The 18,296-nt window shown below is 66.6% G+C and carries 17 protein-coding genes; 12 read left to right on the top strand and 5 right to left on the bottom strand.

What is annotated here, in order from left to right; all coding sequences use genetic code 11:
* Position 1 precedes the first annotated feature (1 nt).
* From LI336_RS08575 to LI336_RS08560, 4 genes are all read left to right on the top strand, one after another.
* Entirely contained in the window at positions 2-958 is a 957-nt protein-coding gene (locus LI336_RS08575) for an ABC transporter permease (protein ID WP_227132707.1), read from the top strand.
* Positions 959-1,843, top strand: coding sequence for an ABC transporter permease (locus LI336_RS08570; RefSeq protein WP_227132706.1), 885 nt, complete (start codon positions 959-961; stop codon positions 1,841-1,843). It abuts the gene before it with no gap.
* On the top strand, positions 1,840-3,912 hold the full coding sequence (locus LI336_RS08565) for a dipeptide ABC transporter ATP-binding protein (RefSeq protein ID WP_227132705.1): 2,073 nt from the start codon (positions 1,840-1,842) through the stop codon (positions 3,910-3,912). The genes LI336_RS08570 and LI336_RS08565 overlap by 4 nt, the downstream gene beginning before the upstream one ends.
* Positions 3,913-4,089: 177 nt before the next feature.
* A complete protein-coding gene (locus tag LI336_RS08560; protein ID WP_227132704.1) occupies positions 4,090-5,568 on the top strand; it encodes a CoA-acylating methylmalonate-semialdehyde dehydrogenase in 1,479 nt (492 codons plus the stop codon).
* A 3-nt stretch (positions 5,569-5,571) separates the two neighbouring features.
* Here the strand turns inward: LI336_RS08560 and LI336_RS08555 are convergent, their stop codons facing one another.
* Complete coding sequence (locus LI336_RS08555; RefSeq protein ID WP_227132703.1) at positions 5,572-6,690, bottom strand: mandelate racemase/muconate lactonizing enzyme family protein; 1,119 nt, start codon at positions 6,688-6,690, stop codon at positions 5,572-5,574.
* Between the two features lie 140 nt (positions 6,691-6,830).
* Between LI336_RS08555 and LI336_RS08550 the strand changes: the two genes are divergently transcribed.
* The 4 genes from LI336_RS08550 to LI336_RS08535 all read left to right on the top strand — a co-directional run bounded on the left by LI336_RS08550 (position 6,831) and on the right by LI336_RS08535 (position 10,722).
* Positions 6,831-8,279 carry an aldehyde dehydrogenase family protein gene (locus tag LI336_RS08550; RefSeq protein ID WP_227132702.1) on the top strand — a complete coding sequence of 483 codons (1,449 nt, stop codon included), beginning with the start codon at positions 6,831-6,833 and terminating at the stop codon, positions 8,277-8,279.
* Between the two features lie 140 nt (positions 8,280-8,419).
* The gene (locus tag LI336_RS08545) at positions 8,420-8,830 is read left to right on the top strand and encodes a nuclear transport factor 2 family protein (RefSeq protein WP_227132701.1); all 411 of its coding nucleotides are present in this window, start codon (positions 8,420-8,422) and stop codon (positions 8,828-8,830) included.
* Positions 8,827-9,954 carry a zinc-binding dehydrogenase gene (locus LI336_RS08540; RefSeq protein ID WP_227132700.1) on the top strand — a complete coding sequence of 376 codons (1,128 nt, stop codon included), beginning with the start codon at positions 8,827-8,829 and terminating at the stop codon, positions 9,952-9,954. Before LI336_RS08545 ends, LI336_RS08540 begins: the two co-directional genes overlap by 4 nt.
* Before the next feature lie 57 nt (positions 9,955-10,011).
* The gene (locus LI336_RS08535) at positions 10,012-10,722 is read left to right on the top strand and encodes a helix-turn-helix domain-containing protein (RefSeq protein ID WP_227132699.1); all 711 of its coding nucleotides are present in this window, start codon (positions 10,012-10,014) and stop codon (positions 10,720-10,722) included.
* Between the two features lie 239 nt (positions 10,723-10,961).
* On the opposite strand, the gene LI336_RS08530 is transcribed toward LI336_RS08535, so the two are convergent.
* Entirely contained in the window at positions 10,962-11,189 is a 228-nt protein-coding gene (locus tag LI336_RS08530; protein ID WP_227132698.1) for a hypothetical protein, read from the bottom strand.
* A 216-nt stretch (positions 11,190-11,405) separates the two neighbouring features.
* Between LI336_RS08530 and LI336_RS08525 the strand changes: the two genes are divergently transcribed.
* Positions 11,406-11,648 (top strand): DUF8593 domain-containing protein, encoded by a 243-nt coding sequence (locus tag LI336_RS08525; protein WP_497007370.1) that lies wholly within the window; start codon positions 11,406-11,408, stop codon positions 11,646-11,648.
* A 166-nt stretch (positions 11,649-11,814) separates the two neighbouring features.
* Here the strand turns inward: LI336_RS08525 and LI336_RS08520 are convergent, their stop codons facing one another.
* Positions 11,815-12,624, bottom strand: coding sequence for a TraB/GumN family protein (locus LI336_RS08520; RefSeq protein ID WP_227132696.1), 810 nt, complete (start codon positions 12,622-12,624; stop codon positions 11,815-11,817).
* Positions 12,625-13,054: 430 nt separating this feature from the next.
* Here LI336_RS08520 and LI336_RS08515 point away from each other — a divergent pair, with 430 nt between their 5' ends.
* Positions 13,055-13,876 carry a nucleotidyltransferase domain-containing protein gene (locus LI336_RS08515; protein WP_227132695.1) on the top strand — a complete coding sequence of 274 codons (822 nt, stop codon included), beginning with the start codon at positions 13,055-13,057 and terminating at the stop codon, positions 13,874-13,876.
* A 79-nt stretch (positions 13,877-13,955) separates the two neighbouring features.
* Here LI336_RS08515 and LI336_RS08510 read toward each other — a convergent pair whose 3' ends face one another.
* Complete coding sequence (locus LI336_RS08510; RefSeq protein WP_227132694.1) at positions 13,956-14,579, bottom strand: peptide-methionine (S)-S-oxide reductase; 624 nt, start codon at positions 14,577-14,579, stop codon at positions 13,956-13,958.
* A gap of 148 nt (positions 14,580-14,727) precedes the next feature.
* Here LI336_RS08510 and LI336_RS08505 point away from each other — a divergent pair, with 148 nt between their 5' ends.
* Positions 14,728-16,224 (top strand): RtcB family protein, encoded by a 1,497-nt coding sequence (locus tag LI336_RS08505; RefSeq protein ID WP_227132693.1) that lies wholly within the window; start codon positions 14,728-14,730, stop codon positions 16,222-16,224.
* Positions 16,225-16,313: 89 nt separating this feature from the next.
* Positions 16,314-17,642, top strand: a complete 1,329-nt coding sequence (locus LI336_RS08500; protein ID WP_227132692.1) for a M48 family metallopeptidase — start codon at positions 16,314-16,316, stop codon at positions 17,640-17,642.
* 132 nt (positions 17,643-17,774) lie between these two features.
* Here LI336_RS08500 and LI336_RS08495 read toward each other — a convergent pair whose 3' ends face one another.
* The gene (locus LI336_RS08495) at positions 17,775-18,161 is read right to left on the bottom strand and encodes a DUF7475 family protein (RefSeq protein WP_227132691.1); all 387 of its coding nucleotides are present in this window, start codon (positions 18,159-18,161) and stop codon (positions 17,775-17,777) included.
* Positions 18,162-18,296: the final 135 nt, after the last annotated feature.

Genomic DNA, 18,296 nt, shown 5'->3' with positions numbered 1-18,296 from the left:
AATGAACTATCTCTATCTGGTGAAGCGCACCGCGATCGCGCTTCTCTCGATATTCATCGTGGTGTCGGTCGTCTTCGGGGTGACGACCCTGCTCCCCGGGAGCGCCGCGAACATCGTGCTCGGGACGGAGGCGACCGACGCAGCAATCGAGCAGGTGAACGAGGACCTCGGACTGGATCGCCCGCTGCCCGTGCAGTACGTCGACTTCGTCGGCGGGGTCGTGACCGGGGACTTCGGGAACAGTCTCATCTCCGGACAACCGGTGATGGAGATGGTCTGGCCGCGATTGCTGCGGACGCTCCAGCTGGCGGCCGTCGCGATGCTCATCTCGGTCGTCGCGGCTATCCCACTTGGCATCGTTGCGGCGGCCAAGCGCGACACCATGGTCGACCACCTCGTGACCAGCGGGTCCTACGTCGGGCTCAGCATCCCTTCGTTCGTCAGTGCGACGTTACTGTTGTTGTTCCTGACGACGCCACCACTCGACCTCTTCCCAAAGGGCGGGTTCGTCCCGCTCAGCGACGGCGTCGTCCCGTGGCTGCATCACCTCCTCTTGCCAGCTATCGCGATGAACACCATCATCCTCGCGTACGTGCTCCGGCAGACGCGGTCGTCGATGGTGGAGACGCTCGAATCGGACTACATCCGGACGGCGCGACTCAAGGGCGTCGCCGAACGGAACGTCCTGTTCAAGCACGGACTGCGCAACGGCCTGCTGCCGACTGTAACCGTGCTCGCGCTGAACTTCGGGTGGATGATGGGGAGCGTCGTCATCATCGAACAGATCTTCGCGTTCCCCGGCATCGGCGAGCTCATCGTGCAGGCGATAGACAACCGGGACCTCCCGGTCATCCAGGCCGGCATCCTGGTGCCGACGATCGCGTTCATCATGGCGAACTTCGCAGCGGACATCGTCTACACGCTGCTCGACCCACGAATCAGTCTGGGGGACGAATAGATGGCAACTGACACCTCAACGTCGACCGAATCGACCGGGTTCGACCTGCCCCCGATCGTCGGGAAGGTCCTGAGCAATCGCCGTATCGGGCTCGGCCTCGCGATACTCCTCCCGATCGCGCTCGTCGCGATCCTCGGGGAGACCGTCGCGCCGTACGACCCGACGGCGACGCACGTCGCCGACCGGTACGCGGGCCCGGGCGGGCAGTTCCTCTTGGGTACCGACCATCTCGGCCGCGACCTCCTGTCGCGGGTCATCCTCGGCGGACGAACGAGCCTCTTGCTCGGGTTCGGCGCAACGGCGCTCGCGCTCCTCGTAGGGGTCCCGATCGGGTTGACTGCCGGGTACGCGAAGGGCCGCGTCGACGAGTTACTGATGCGGATCATGGACATCATCATGAGCGTGCCGACGCTCCTGCTCGGCCTCCTGATCCTCGTCGTCCTCCCCTCGAACATCCTCAACGTCGTGATGGCGATTGGCGTCGTGTACGCACCACGCATCGCTCGCGTGACGCGCTCGGCGACGCTGTCGGTCAGCGAGGAGGAGTACGTCATGGCGGCGAAAGCACGCGGTGAATCGAGTCCGTACATCCTCTTCCGTGAGATACTCCCGAACGTCACCGGCCCGATCGTCGTCGAGGGGTCGGTTCGCGTCGGGTACGCGATCATGATCGGGACGTCGCTGTCCTTCCTCGGTCTCGGTGCGGGCCCACCGAACCCGGACTGGGGGTTCATGATCTCGACGGCGAGAGACCACATCTACCAGACGCCGTGGTTCCTCATCTGGCCGAGCGTCGCGCTGTTGCTCACGGTGATGGCGACGAACCTCATCGGCGACGGCTTGCGGGACGTGCTGGACCCGCGCGAAGTGGGTGATCATTCATGAGTATGGAGACGTCGACCCGACGCAGCGATCAGGAAACGCTCCTCAGTGTCGACTCCCTCGACGTGAAGTTCGAGGTCGCTGATGGCAACATTCACGCGTTACGTGACGTGTCGCTCGCCGTGGAGAAAGGCGAGACCGTCGGACTCGCCGGGGAGAGCGGGAGCGGGAAGAGCACGCTCGCGCTCGCCATCGTCCAGTATCTGGACGCGAACGGCTGGGTCGACGACGGGTCGATCACGTTCGAAGGCGAGGACCTGCTGTCGGCGTCGAAGCGAGAGCTCCGGTCGATACGCGGGAATCGCATCGCGCACGTCGCGCAGAACCCGTCGAGTTCGTTGAACCCGAGCATGACCATCGGCGCGCAGATCCGCGAGACCATCGACCTCCACCAGGACATCGAGTCCGACGAGGAGGGAACGCGGCGCGTGCACGACGTCCTGGAGCAGGTGAACCTCCCGAACCCCGCGGGCATCGCCGACCGGTACCCCCACGAGCTCTCGGGCGGCCAACAGCAGCGCGCGCTGCTTGCGATCGGGCTCTCGTGTAATCCCGACCTCCTCATCCTCGACGAGCCGACGACCGGGCTGGACGTGACGACGCAGGCGAAGTTCCTCGACCTCGTCGAGGACCTCAAAGCCGAATACGACGCCGGCATCCTGCTGATCACGCACAACCTGGGCGTCATCTCGGAGATCGCCGACCGCGTGAATATCCTCTACGCCGGCGAGATGCTGGAGAAAGGCCCTGTCGAGGAGGTGTTCACGTCGCCCGCGAACCCCTACACGCAGGCGTTGCTGGCGACGACGCCGGAGATAGCGAAGGACAAGGAGGTCAAGCCGATTCCGGGTCGGATCCCCGAACTCGACGCGATCCCGAACGGGTGTATCTTCGCGGACCGATGCGAGTTCGCGACCGAGGAGTGTCGCACAGACGACATCGAGATGGCCTCGGTGGACGGCGAGCGCGACCACGAATCGCGGTGTCTGCACTGGAGGGACGTGGTCGATAACCCGATAGACGTCCCGGCGAAGCAGGCGTCGGATCGCACGCCCGGCGAACCGATCCTCAGCATCAACCACCTGCAGAAGTACTACGACGAGGGCGGGTTCATCAAGAACCTGATCGGCGACCACGACCCGGTCAAGGCCGTGAACGACGTCTCGTTCGACATCCACGAGGGCGAAGCCGTAGGGCTCGTCGGCGAGAGTGGCTGTGGGAAGAGCACGCTCGGCAGGACGCTCCTGAAACTCCACACGGTGACGAGCGGGAGCATCGAGTACGATGGGACGGACATCGATTCGCTCTCGAAGCAGGAGCTCAACGAGTTCCGGTCGTCGTGCCAGATCATCTTCCAGGACCCGGAGGCGAGCCTGAACCCGAACCGGACGGTCCGCCAGATCCTGGAGCGACCGCTCAAGTTGTTCACCGATAGGGCGGCTGACGAGCGCCGGACTCGGGCGGAGGAGTTGCTGAATCAGGTGAACCTCGGGAGCGACGTGGTCGACAAGAAGCCGCACGAGCTCTCCGGCGGGCAACAGCAGCGCGTGGCCATCGCGCGCGCGTTCGCGGCGGATCCGTCGCTGATCGTGTTGGACGAACCGGTGTCGTCGCTCGACGTGAGCGTCCAGGCGAGCATCCTGAACCTGCTCGAGGACCTCTGCGAGGAGTACGGGACGTCGTACCTGCTCATCAGTCACGACCTGAGCGTCATCGAGGCGATCTGTGACCGCGTGGCCGTGATGTACCTCGGCGAGATCATCGAGACGGGGTCGACCGACCAGATATTCGACCCGCCGTATCATCCGTACACGCGGGCGCTGCTGTCGAGCATCCCGACGCTCGACCCGTACGAGGAGAAGAGCCGCATCCGACTGGACGGCGACGTACCGGACGCGCGGAATCCCCCGAGCGGGTGTTCGTTCAACACCCGCTGTCCGCAGAAGATCGGGGAGGTGTGCGAGACGGACGACCCGGACCTCGAAGACGGCGGTGGCGGTCACTGCATCGGGTGCCACCTCTCGGAGGAGGAGATGAGCGAGTCGCTCGACGCGACGTTCGACCAGGGCTGAGTTCCCGGGTCACGCGTCGTCTTCGGGGACCGTACGACCCACACACGACCGTCTGCAGTGTCAGTCCAACGTTCGCCCAGAAATATCTCCATAAATATCCGAACCTGGCTACTTATGGCTCTATAGCCGATTTATTCGCAACACTTATGCGATTACGCACGATTTCTGTGAATAACAGTGCTCCCTACAACGTTGAGCGAGAACGACGAGGTACAGAACTACGTGGACGGGGCGTGGCAGACGCCGTCGAGCGCGGACGGCCAAGCGGTCGTCAACCCAGCGACGAGAGAAGAGCTGGCGTACCTGCCGTTCAGTGACGACGACGACCTCGAGACGGCTGTCGAGGCGAGCAACGACGCATTCGAGGAATGGCGACACACCGCCGTCGAGGAGCGCGTTCAGCCGTTGTTCCGGCTCAAGGAACTGCTCGACGAGCACATCGAGGAACTCACGGAACTCCTCGTGATGGAGCACGGGAAGACGCGAGCGGAAGCCCGCGGCGAGATCCGTCGAGGCATCCAGAACGTCGAGACCGCGTGCGGCATCCCGACGATGATGCAGGCCGGGAACCTACCGAACGCCGCGCCGAACATCGACGAAACGGCCGTCAGAGAGCCCCTCGGGACGTTCGTCGGCATCACGCCCTTCAATTTCCCGGTCATGATCTCGCTGTGGTTCCTTCCGCACGCCGTCGCTACGGGCAACAGCTTCATCCTCAAACCCAGCGAGCAGGACCCGCTCGTCACGCAGCGCATCTTCGAGCTCGTCGACGAGGCCGGGTTCCCGGACGGCGTCGTCCAGCTCGTCAACGGCGGCCCCGACACGGTGAACGCGATGCTCGAACACGACGGCATCGAGGGCATCTCGTTCGTCGGGAGCACGCCGATCGCGCGCCACATCTACGAGACCGCCGCCGAGCACGGCAAGCGCGTCCAGGCACAGGGCGGTGCGAAGAACCACATCATCGTCACGGAGAGCGCGGACATCGACTACGCCGCCGAGAAGACCGTCGCGTCGGCGTGTGCGTGTGCCGGCGAACGGTGCCTCTCGAACGACGTGATGGTCGTCGAGGAGAGCGTCTACGACGAGTTCGCCGCGGCCCTGGCCGAGAAGACCCGCGAGCAGACCGTCGGGTACGGGCTCGATGACGGCGTCGACATCGGCGCGATCATCAGCGACGACCACCTGGAGACGGTCCGCGGGTACGTCGAAGCCGGCGTCGAGGAGGGCGCGGAACTCCTCGTCGACGGCCGCGACGTCACCGTCGACGACTACGACGGGACGTTCATCGGCCCGACGTTGTTCGGGGAGGTCACGCCGGACATGACCATCGCTCGGGAGGAGCACTTCGGACCCATCATGGGGCTCGTTCGCGTCGCGGACTTCGACGAGGCCGTCGACGTCGTCAATCGGAGCGACTTCGGGAACGCCGCGAGCCTCTTCACGGACAGTGGCCACAAGGCCAACCGCTTCAAGCACGAGGTCGAGGCCGGGAACCTCGGCGTCAACCTCGGCACCGCCGCGCCGATGGCGTACTTCTCCTTCGGCGGTCGCAAGGATTCGTTCTTCGGCGACCTGCACGCCCAGGGCCAGGACATGATCAACTTCTATACGGACAAGATGAGTTACCTCGAGCGTTGGCCGGACCAGTCCTGAGCGTCAGGACGCGTCCAGTTCCTCGATGAGGTCCCAGTCCAGGTCGACGCCGAGGCCCGGCCCGTCTGGCGGGGCGACCGCGCCGTCTTCGGCGACGACCGGTTCTTCGAGGAGGAAGTCCCGGGATTCGGGCGTCCACCCCGGCGGATCGAGTGGGTACTCGCACCAGCGCGCGTCCGTCGCGGCGAGCAGGTGGAGGTTCGCGACGAACCCGAGGCCGTCGTTCCACGTGTGTGGCGCGAACTCGAGGCCGTGCGTGTCCGCCATCGCGGCGACCTTCTTCCCGCCGCCGATGCCCGTCGCGAGCACTGCGTCCGGTTGCAGCACGTCGAGCGACCCCTGCTTAATGAACTCCCGGAAGTGATGGACGCCGTTGTTGAACTCGCCTCCGGCGATCGGGACGTCGGTCTTCTCGCGCAACCGCGCCAGTCCCTCGTAGTTCCGGCGGTCGAGGGGTTCCTCGAGCCATCCGACGTTCCCGATCTCCTCGAGTTCGCGCGCGACCGACAGCGCGTCGTCGAACGACCACGGCTCCACGTCGACCATCGGGACGCTCCACCCCATGTTGGCGTCCATCATCAACGTCAGGTCGGGGTACGCGTCGCGGATCCGTCGCGCCACCTCGAGGTCCGGGTCCGGGTCGTCGCCGTGACAGCGGAGCTTTACCGCGTCGAACCCCTCGCTGACGCGGTCCTCGACGTACGCCAGGCGCTCGTCGACGCCCTGTCGTTCACCGGTCGACGCGTACGCCGGGATGGGGTCGCCGCTTCCGCCGAGCAGTTCGTAGATCGGTTTGCCGGCGTCCTTGCCGACGATGTCCCAGAGCGCCACCTCGAAGTGCCACGGCCGCGGCCCCCACAGGTTGAGCGGGTCGAGTTTCTCGACGATCGATTCTACCTCTCGCGGGTCCTCGCCCACCAGGAACATCTCCGCGAGTTCGAGGTAGTCCATCCGGCCCGCGAACCCGGACGCGGTCGCGACGCCCGAGATGCCGGCGTCGGTCTCCAGTTCGAACAGGAGGACCTCGTGCTCGGTCTGTTCGAACCCCGGTTTCCACGCAGGGTAGAAACTGTCCGCCATGTCGTACCGCAGGTGGTACTGGTTGACGTCTGTGATCTCCATGCTCGTCCACACGTGCACGCCCCGGTACGTTAAGGATTCACCAACACATGTCCGGTCGACGCGCGCGCCACGGCCCGTGGCTTGAATAGGGGGACATGTTCAGCAGAACCCCGATTGGACGCCGCCCGTCTAGAGCAGTCATGGAGACACAGCCAGACCGACGGACGTACGACCTCCTCATCGACGGGGAGCTCGTTCCCGCAGCGGCCGGAGAGCGCTTCGAGACGGTCAATCCCGCGACAGAGGACGCGTTCGCGACGGTCGCACGAGCGCGCGACGAGGACGTCGACCAGGCCGTAGCCGCCGCGAACGACGCCTTCGACGAGTGGTCGTCCACGCCGCCCCAGGAGCGCGGCCGCTTGCTCGACGACCTCGCCGAGGAGATCCGCTCCCAGCAGGAGAGCCTGGCCCTGCTGGAGACGCGCGACAACGGGAAACCCCTCTCGCACGCTCGCGCCGACGTGGAGACATGCGCGCGGTACTTCGAGTACTACGCCGGCGTCGCCGACAAGGTCCACGGCGACTCCATCCCCCTCACCGACGACTACGTCGACTACACGGTCCGCGAACCGCTCGGCGTGACCGCACAGATCATCCCGTGGAACCTCCCGACGAACATCTTCGGTCGGAGCGTCGCGCCCGCGCTGGCGACAGGCAACACGGCGGTCGTCAAACCCGCCGAGCAGACGCCGCTGACCGCCGTCGAGATCGGTCGGCTCGCCACCGAGGTCGGCATCCCCGACGGCGTCCTCAACGTGGTGCCCGGGTTCGGCGCCGAAGCGGGTGCTGCCCTCTCGGCGCATCCGGACGTCGACGGCGTGAGCTTCACGGGCTCGGTCCCGACCGGCATCGAGGTCGGCCAGACGGCGATCGAGAACGTCACGAACGTCCACCTCGAACTCGGCGGGAAGAGCCCGAACGTCGTCTGGCCGGACGCGGACATCGACAGCGCCGTCGACAGCACGATGACGGGAATCTTCGCGAACGCCGGCCAGGTCTGCTCGGCCGGGTCGAGACTCCTCGTCCACGAGGACGTCAAAGACGAGTTCCTCGACGTCCTCACCGACCGCATCGAGACGATGACGCTCGACAACGGCGAGACCGACCCCGACATGGGGCCGCTCGTCTCCGAGGAGCACTTCGAGAAGGTCACGAACTACCTCGACGTCGGTCGAGCGGAAGCGGGCGAGCCACTCGTCGGCGGCGAGGCACTCGACCGCGACGGGTACTTCGTCGAACCGACGGTGTTCACCGGCGTCGACAACGACATGCGCATCGCCCAGGAGGAGATCTTCGGTCCGGTCCTCTCGGTCATCGAGTTCAGTACCGAGGCCGAGGCGATCGCGCTCGCGAACGACGTCGACTACGGGCTCGTCGCCGGCATCCACACCCAGAACATGGGTCGCGCCCATCGCTTCGCCCGCGACGTCCGCGCCGGACAGGTCTACATCAACGAGTGGTTCGCCGGCGGGGAGGAGACGCCCTTCGGCGGCTTCAAGGAGAGCGGCTTCGGCCGCGAGAAGGGACTCGCTGCGGTCGACGCGTACACGCAGGTGAAGAACGTCTGCGCCGACATCTCCCCCACGTAATCCGTCTCGACGGGTTCCGGTATCGGACCTTCTGCTCGTCGTCCCAGACTGCATCGACCCGCCGCTGGACGGGTTGCATATAAACGCGGAACCATGTTCACCTCAAGTAGTATGTGACCTCGTGGCATTCGTCTGGACTGATGAGCGTCGACGTTGCCAAACGGTACTTCGAACTGATGGACAGTGCGGACGCAGGAACCGACGAGGTCATGGAACTGTACGGTGACGACCCGGTGGTTCACTCCTCGCGAGCGGGTGTCGTCCGCGGCCTGGCGGACATCCGCCAGTTCTACGACGACAACGCCGAGTTCTTCACCGGCGGCGAACACCACATGACGAACTTCCATCAGGACGGCAAAACTGTAATTTGCGAGGGGTACCTGGACGGCGAGACCGCAGTCGGTCGGGAAGCGAACGGCGTCCCGCTGTGCGACGTGATGGAGTTCAACGACGACGACGAGATCGTCGCCTTCCGCGCCTACCTCGACTACCGCGGGTACGTCGGTGAAATCCCGGAAAGCGTCCCGAACGTTCGTGCAGAGGCAGAATGAGCAGCGACTCCAGCGGAACGAACGCCGAGCGCGAGACGGGGCATCTCGTCTACCTGGACGGACCCAGGGACCTCGAATTCCGCGAGTACCCGGTCCCGGAACCCGACCCGAACGCCGTCGTGACGGAGGTGGTCCGCTCGAACGTCTGTGGGTCGGAGCTCCACGTCTGGAAGGGCGACCATCCGCTCAAGGATTGCGTGCTCGGCCACGAGGCGGTCTGTCGAATCAGCGAACTCGGAGAGGACGTCGAGACCGATAGCGCCGGAAACCCGGTGGAAGCGGGCGACCTCGTCGCCCCGGTCTACTTCCAGACGTGCCAGTCCTGTGATTATTGTCGGCGAGGCGAGTTCTACGCGTGCGACAACGATTACGAACACACCGGGAAGTCACCGGACATCTGGCCGCACTTCCACGCGCCCTGGGGGACGCACTACTACATCTACCCGGACAACCACTTCTACAAGCTCCCCGAGGAACTCGAAGCTCACCCGAACGTCGCCGCCGCCGCGAATTGCGCGCTCTCACAGGTCCTGTTCGGGATCCAGGAGGTCGGCGTCGACTACAACGATACCGTCGTCGTCCAGGGCGCAGGCGGCCTGGGCCTCAACGCGACGGTCGTCGCGAATGAACTCGGCGCGGAGACCATCGTCATCGACGGCGTCGACGAACGCCTCGACCAGGCCGCGGCGTTCGGGGCCGACCACGTCATCGACTTCCGCGAACTCGACACCGTCGACGCCCGAAGCGCCCGCGTCGAGGAGCTCACCGACGGGGTCGGCGCCGACGTCGCCATCGAAGTCGCGGGCGTTCCCGAGGCGTTCGTCGAAGGCATCGAACTGCTCCGCAAGGGGGGACGCTACCTGGAGATGGGGAACGTCCGCCCCGGGCACGAGGTCGACTTCGACCCCGGGAAGCTCACGCGGAAGTCCATCGACATCACGACCGCCGTCGAGTACGACCCGTGGGTCCTCTACGACGCGCTGGAACTCCTCGCGAACACCATCGACGACTACCCGTACGACCAACTCATCGACGCCGAGTTCGCTCTCGATGAGATCGACGACGCCCTCGAAGCGTCCGAACGACGCGAACTGACGCGGGCAACACTCATCCCCTCGCGGTGACGATGTTGACTGACGCCCGATGAACGACCTCGTCCGGAATTTCCAATCGATACACCGATGTTGACCGCGAAACTCAGCGTTCGATACGAGGACGACTGGACCAGCAGCCTCGCCGCGTACGACGTCTCCGGCGAGTTCCTCGCCTCGACGTTCCGCGACCGCCGCTACTTCGGGTTGCTCGCGCTCGAAGTCGCCGAGGGCGACTACGACGACGTCGTCGAAACCATCCGAGAGCACGAATCGACGACGTCCGTCGACGTCCTCGAGCGGTACTCCATCGGCGGGGTCGATCGCCTCTCCGCGACCCTCTTCATCCGCAGTCAACACTTCGAGTACACGCCCCTCCAGTTGCTGCTCCACGAGGGGTTCATTCCGCTCGGCGGATTCGGCGAGATACGTAATGGGAAAGAGAGCTTCGATCTCCTGTTAACAAACCGGGAGGACCTCTCGGAGGCTGTCGGTCTGCTGGAGCGCTTCGGCGCCGTCAAGATAGAGTACGTCTCGTCGAGCTTCCAACGCCAGATCACCCCGAGCGTCACTGAGTGGAGCGAGGTGTTCGAGACCATCACCCCCCGCCGCCGCATGGTGCTCAACAAGGCGCTGGAAGCCGGTTACTTCGATATCCCACGGGGGAGCACTCTCCAGGAGATCGCGGACGACCTCGGAATCGCCAAGACGACGGCTTCACAGCACCTCCGGAAAGCAGAACAGCACATCATGCAGTTCTTCATCCAGTACGTCAACATCGCCGTCGCGAACGACGACTGACTGCGGCCCCGCCGTCCGCCTCGGCCCGCACCCCCCGTTGCCGATATCGTAGAGCACGCCGAACAACATCCTAGGTAAATAGAAACTGTCATATAAATATATCTGATAGTAGTTGTCTGTGCCGTTGTTTCTGTAGTTCAGTGGGCCGCGACTGCAGTTCAGTGCAGGACGACGTGCCCACCGAAACATCGTGATGCTAGCTCGACTGCCTCGATCTGCCTCGGATGGAACCCGCCTTCTCAGCGAGTCGAGGTGCTCCGTGCGGCGACGCCGAGTGCGAGTCCGGTCCACGCGAGCAGCGCTGCGACGACCGTCGACACGGAGAGGGTGGTCGCGTCGAGCGCGCCGGCGGCGCTGCCACCGGTCCGGTAGAGCGCTGCGCCGTCGAACCCGTTCGAACGCCTCCCGGGTCGCCCCCGTGGTCTGCACTCGACGAGGTGGTCGACGGACGGTCGGCGGACGTTCACGCGAACCCGGTCGGTTCGCGCCAGCCCAGCCTTCGCCGAGGCGATACTGGCCGCGACGCGACGACTGGCCAGCCGATACCTGCCCTTGCTATCGTTCGCTGTCCGTACCGAGACGACGTCCTCCGGTAACTGGCGTATGTTGATGCGGGACGCTCGCCTCGGTTAGAGCGTCGAGGGCGCGTCCCAACGGGGTTCGCCCGCTCGACGGATACTACAATGGTACGAGCATTCAAATCGAGCGACGAAGGGAAGAAAGTGATGACGGCCGACGGCGACATGGTCGGCACAGTCGACAAGATACACGACGACGAGGCCCACGTGCGGGTCGACACCGGTCTCTCGGGGTCCATCCGGAGCAAACTCGGCTGGGAGGACGAGAACGAGACGGTGTACCCGCTCAAGCACGAGAACGTCGACAAGATACAGGGCGACGAGATACACCTCGAGTCCAGGTTCTGACGGCGACTTCGGTCGTCACGGCCCGACGACCACGGTCGCGCGCAACCGCCCCGCCTTCCCACCACTTCTCTCCGACGCCGCGCGCTCGAGTCACGACGCACGCGCCGGCGGACGAGGACTCCGCCTTCGGCCCTTCTCGGGTGCCGCCCGCTTGGACGTTCCCTCGTCAGTCGACGGTCGGCTCTCCGTCCGTCAACTGGTCGGCGACGGCGTCGAGGTGCGCCAGTCCGACGACGGCGACGACCGTCCCCGACGTCCGCAGGGCGTCGACGTTCGTCGCCATCGTGGCCTCGCGCGCCTCGTCGAACAGCACGTCGCCAGCAGGTCGTTCGAGGGCGCCGAGCAGCGACCGACTCCGGGAGACGTGCGAGCGCTCGTGGGACGCCTGGTCGACCGGGTCGTCCGCGGCGTCGACTCTGTACTCGCTCCCGTCGCCGTCGGGGCGACCGCTCTCGGACCCGAACCGGACCGAGAGCGCGCGCCAGACGACGCGACCGACGCCCTCGATCGCATCGCGCACCGCGGACGCAGTGACCTCCGGGGACGTCGCTCTCACCAGGAACGTTCGCCAGAACCGCCACGAGAACGTGTCGACGCCGACGACGTCCGCGTTCGTTGCCGCGCCGATGGCGGCACTCATCTCGTCGATGCCGTTCACGGCCTGGCCGCCGTCGGCCACCGCCTGGTCGTCCCCCGCCTCGATGGACCCGGCGTCACGCGATCCGCTGCGAGCGGTCCGCTTCACGAAGTACGGGACCGCGAGACGCGGGAGCTCGAGCGCCAGTACGTCCGGGGTGGCTTCCGCGACGACGGACGCAACGCGGTGCGCGCTCGCCGGATGGTCGTGGACCACTCCGACCAGCACCACCGCGCCGCGGTCCTCGGTCGCGGGCACTACCCGCCAGTATTCGTCGTCGAGGCGCGGGTCACCCGACGCCGCGAGTGCCTCGACGACTCGAGAGAGCCGTTCACCCATACCCTGAATCCGAGGATTGTAGCGCCCTCACGGGTTTAAGCCTTTCCTAGGCGCCAATATCCAGTTTCTACGCCCACCGAACTGACTGCTACGTCCACCGAACTGACTGCCATGCCTACCGGACTGCCATTACTCGGCGGAATACGGAGTCCTCGAGGGTTCTCGTTCGCCGCTTCGACCTGAGTAATGGTAACGTTCCCCGACGTCTCTCGTACGAACCGCTCCAGTAGTCAGTCCCAACCCGAACACCAGTCGGTCGCGTCTCTCCGTGTGCCGTGATACCGAGACGACGACACACTGACGTGGCGGCGGCCGGAACGCCGGGACGACGCGACCACCGTCGGCCGCCCGCCGACGACCGGACGGGTACGGCATCGCGGGCAGCACATCGACGGCACTCGCGAGCGGGGTCGCGACGAGGTGACAGGACATGCAGTTCGAGGAACTCGACGTCGGGTACAGCGCCGAAGCCATCCGCGACTACGTCACCGACGCCGTCGCGGCGAAGGGGACGCGCCGCCAGCCACGGTTCTACGCCGTCGGCGGCAGTCACCTGTTCGGGTTCGCGGACGCGGACAGCGACGTCGACGTCCGCGGCGTGCACGTCGTGCCCGCCGAGGAGTACGCGTACCTCCGCGAGCCCGACCCGGAGGTGACGGTGAACATGCACGGGACGACCGACGGGTTCGAGGCGTACGCGGACTGCGACCTGCGGAGCGACGAGCTGAAGCACTTCGGGTCGCTGCTCGTCGACGCGAACTTCAACGTCGTCGAACTCGTCCTCGAAGCACCCGTCGTGATGAACGGGATGCCCCTGGAGGTGGACGCGCTCCGCGCACTCGTGCGCGAGTTCCTCCCGATGAACGTCCCGCACTCGTACCTCGGGATGGCGAAGTCGAACTACTACAAGCACCTCGACCCCGACAAGGCCGAGGGGTACGACCCGAGCGCGAAGCGCTTCCTGTACGTCTACCGCGGCCTGCTCGGCGCGCAGTACGTCCTGGACAACGAGGACGTCGAGGCGAACGTTCGCGCGCTCGCCGACGCCGTCGACGCCGGCGACCCCGCGCTCGTCGACGAGCTCGTCGCGCTCAAGCGCGACGCGGCCGTCGACCACGTCCCCGACGTCCTCGAGGAGCGCGCTCGCGACGCCATCCTCTCGGGGTTCAACGCACTCGACCCGCTCCCGCCCGTCGACAAGCACGGGTACCGGGACGCCATCGACGACTGGATGCGGAAGGTCCGCGCCTGAGGGGCGGGCGGAGCGGGTAACGTCCGAGAGGCCGCCGGATATGGGCGGATTCGACGGAAGGAGACGACTGGCGGGGACGCTACGGCGAGCGCCCGCGGCTCCGCCCCCCGAGGGCCCCCAGCTCGGGGACGTCTCGCCCGCCGAGCTCCGCGTTGAGCTTCGCTGCCGCCGGCGATTCCCGGACTGCGGCGCGGTCGTAACCGGCGTCCTCGAAGGCGTCGGTCGCCCAGCGCTTCCCGCGGAGGTTGAACTTCTGGTGGTACGGTTCCGCGAGCGTGAACGACCCCAGTGGCTCGACGCGCGTCTCGACGGCGGGAACCTCGAGCGCGCCGAGCGCGTCCTCGATGGCTTCCCGTTCCGCGTCCGTCCCGTGGAAGAGCACGTGGTGGTACTGGCGCTTCGCGGGCTGGCGCGTCGGGTCGTGCAGCCCGATAGCTTCGTCGACGAGCGCCGCGAACGTCGTCTCGTCGGGGTCGTAGTCGACCTGCACGAACTCGCTGTGGTCGCCGATCCGCTCGTAGGTCGGGTCCGGGTCGGTGCCGCCGGCGTACCCGACGCGCGTCCGGACGACGCCCGGGAGCGCGCCGAACGCTGCATCGGGTCCCCAGAAGCACCCCAGGCCGGCGGTGAACGTCCGCGTCTCCTCGGGTGCGGGTGCTCGCTCGTCGTACGCCGCCACGTCCGCCGCGGTCCATCTGCTCACGGCCCGTGGTAGGGGCCGGGGACGCTTGAGGGCACGGCCCCGCAGCGCGCGACGCTCGGGAGCCGCGACGTCGAGCGGACGCGTGCGGACGCGTCGCAGTCTCACGACACGCTCTTTACGGCGACGGCGAAATGACGGGGCGAGAACGATGCCCATCGAGATCGACGGCGAGCACACGACCGCTCGCGTCATGGTCGACGACGAGTCGCTGCTCGAGGCGAACTGCCGCGAGCAGATCCAGGAGCTCGTGGACCACCCCGCGTTCACCGAGCCAGTGCGCGTGATGCCGGACACGCACTGGGGCGCCGGTGCGCCGGTCGGGTTCACGATGCCGCTCGGCGAGCGCGTCGTCCCGAACGTCGTCGGCGTCGACGTCGGTTGCGGGATGGCGGCCGCGAACCTCGGCGATGAACTGCCGCTCGCGGACGCGGAACGCGAACGCCGCGTCCGCGACGCCGTCCCGATGGGTCGCGACGTCCACGCGTACGATGACTCGGTCCATCTCGTCGACGAGTTCCCGTTCGACCGCGCGAACGACCGGTTCGAGTCGTTCGACGACGCCTACGCCGAGCGGTTCGGCGAGCGCATCGACCCGCTGGAGTTCGACTTCGAGGGCTACGACGGCGACTACTTCGAGTCGCTCTGCGAGCGCGTGCTCTCCCGGAAACCACAGGGCATGGGGTACGTCATCCGTGGCGTCGGGACGCTCGGCGGCGGGAACCACTTCGTCGAGTTCGCGCGCGGCCGCGAGTCGGGCGACCACTGGGTCGTCGTTCACTCCGGGTCGCGGTACCTCGGCCTCGCCGTCGCGGAGTACTGGCAGGAGCGCGCGACCGAGCGCCGCGAGCACGCCGGCCTCCGCGAGGGCATCGACGACGACCTCGTCCCGTACCTGAAGTTCGACCCCGGCGAGACGTCCGACACCGACCTCTACGAGTGGCTCACCGGCGGCAAGGGCGAGTCCGCCATCCGGAAGGCGAGGGTCCGCGAGGACTTCGACGGGAAGGCGATAGAGGAGACGTTCGACCGCCTCGCCGCACTCCGTCCCGGAGAGACCGCGCCCGACGCCGCCGACGACGCGAGCGACGACGCTGGCGCCGCTGGCGACCGGAACGAGGCCCTCGACTACCTCGAGGGCCGCGAGGCGCACGGCTACCTCGTGGACATGCTGTTCGCGCAGCAGTACGCGCGCTGGAACCGCGAGGTCATGGTCGACCGGATCTGCGACGCGCTGGCGGTCGACCCGGTCGAGGGCTTCCAGTCCATCCACAACTACGTGGACTTCCGCGACCTCACGATCCGGAAGGGTGCGACGCCCGCGCGCGACGGCCAGCGTCTCCTCGTGCCGTTCAACATGGCTGACGGCTCGGTCATCGCTCGCGGGAAGGGCAACGACGAGTACCATCGGACCGCGCCTCACGGCGCCGGGCGCGTCATGAGTCGCACCCGGGCGTTCGACGAGGTGTCGATGGACGAGTTCGCGGCCGCGATGGACGGCATCTACAGCGAGAGCGTGGTCGAGGGCGTCGCCGACGAGGCACCGATGGCGTACAAGCCCGCGGACGTCATCGCGGACGGGCTCGAACCCACCGCCGCGGTCGAGGAACGACTCGACGTCGTCCACAACCTCAAAGCGAAGGAGTGAGCGCGCCACCCTGCCTCCCCGGGGACCCACTGCTGGTCGTTGCGCTCGAAGCACATCATTGAAACTCGTCGACGACCAACGGGCGACGTATGCTAACGCTGCACGTCGCGTTCCTCCTGCTCGTCGTCGGCACCGACGTCTTCTTCGGGTGGCTCTCGGTCGCGAACGTCCGGTACGGCGCGAGCGAGGTCCGCGAACGCCGGGAGTGGGTCGACGAGCGGCTCGCGGTCGACGACGTCGACGAGCTCGTCGACTACCAGCGCACGAAGACCGGGTTCTCGCTCCTCCGGAGCGCCGTCGGGCTCGTCGTGCTCCTGGGCGTCCTCTATTCGGGCGCGTTCGCGGACGTCGTCGCGGCCGTCGACGCGCTCGACGTCGCCGTCCCCTTCGTCGACGAGACGCTCGTCGAAGGCGTCGTCCTCGTCGTCGTCGGCGCGCTCGCGCTCCAGGCGTTCGGCGCGCCCTTCGACGCGTTCGACACGTTCGTCGTCGAGGAACTGTTCGGGTTCAACAACCAGACGCCGCGACTCTGGGTCCGCGACAAGCTCGTCGGCGCCGCCATCACCGCCGTGCTCGTCACCGCGCTCGCGCTCCCCATCCTCTGGGCGATCGCGGCGTTCCCGACGTACTGGTGGGCGGTCGGCGTCGCGCTCTACCTCGCGTTCGCCGTCGTCATGCAGGTCCTCCTGCCGCGGGTCGTGATGCCGCTGTTCTACGACTTCGACCCCATCGAGTCCGGCGAGCTCCGGGACGCCATCGACGACGTCTTCGACCGCGCGGGCTTCGAGTGCGAGCAGATCTATGAGATGGACGCCAGCCGGCGCTCCTCGCACTCGAACGCGTTCTTCTCCGGGTTCGGGAAGACCAAGCGCGTCGTGCTCTTCGACACGCTCGTCGACCAGATGTCGGTCCGCGAGGTCCAGAGCGTCCTCGCGCACGAGCTCGCTCACTGGAAGCGCTCGCACATCTGGAAGCAACTCCTCGCCAGTACCGTCCCCATCGCGCTCACGCTCGCCGCGCTCTGGTGGCTCACCACGCAACCGTGGCTGTACGCGATGTTCGGCGTCACCGGGAGCGTCCAGACCACGCCCGCCGCCGGCCTCCTCCTCGGTCTCCTCTGGGTCGGGCCGCTCAACCAGCTGCTCGCGCCGCTCACGAACAAGCTCTCGCTCGCGCACGAGCGCGAAGCCGACACGTTCGCCGTCGACGTCATGAACGACGGCCAACCCATGGTGGGCGCACTCGCCGCACTCGCCAGCGAGAACCTCTCCAATCCCTTCCCGCACCCGCTCTACGAGGCCTTCCACTACGACCACCCGCCGATACCCGAACGCATGCAGTACATCGAGGCGTACGCCGCGGAACACACCCCTACCGACGCACCGACCGACGCCACGCAGACGCCCGCGACCGATTGAGTCACCTACCAGTTCGATTCCGCGACCGCACGCCGTCCACTGACTGGGTCGCCGCACAGTCGCGGTCCCAGTCTCGCCGTCGCCGAGGCTCCCCGGTCGGCTGGTGTTCGTCTCTGCGCCCCGTGGCGTCGGTCAGGACCGCTGGATGAGGGCGACGAGGACGACGACGAGGAGGACCTGCGCGACCTTGTCCAGCGCGCCCAGGGTGCCGACGTCGGCGGGGAACGACTTGTCGCCGCCGACGAAGTTGAAGACGTACCAGAGGACGATCTGGCCGGCGACGAACGGGACGCCGAGGCGATAGAGCGTCGAACGTCGGTAGTCGACGAGTACCGCGCCCGCGGCGGCGAGGAAGACGATCCCGGCGAACAGGAAGGACAGGCCGAGTCCCGACGGCGCGAACGCCACCCCGAGCCAGAGGTGGATGGCGCCGCTCACGACCGCCAGCACCACGCCGACGTAATGCAGCGGCGAAAGGGTCGTCGTGTCTATCACACCGGACCGCGTGCTCGTGCTCATGTCACTAACTATTCGTATAGCATGCTTAAGTATCTCACCCACGCAGTGCCAGCCTATTTCCGGTGGCTGGCCTTTCGACGAGTCGTGTCCCGTGACCGTAAGGACGGCTCGCCCGACGACCGCGATGAGCGCTCG

Source organism: Halorubellus salinus (assembly GCF_020567525.1).
GTDB lineage: Archaea > Halobacteriota > Halobacteria > Halobacteriales > Natrialbaceae > Halorubellus > Halorubellus salinus.
Note: the sequence above shows the minus strand (reverse complement) of the source record. Positions and strands in the feature narration are given on the sequence as shown.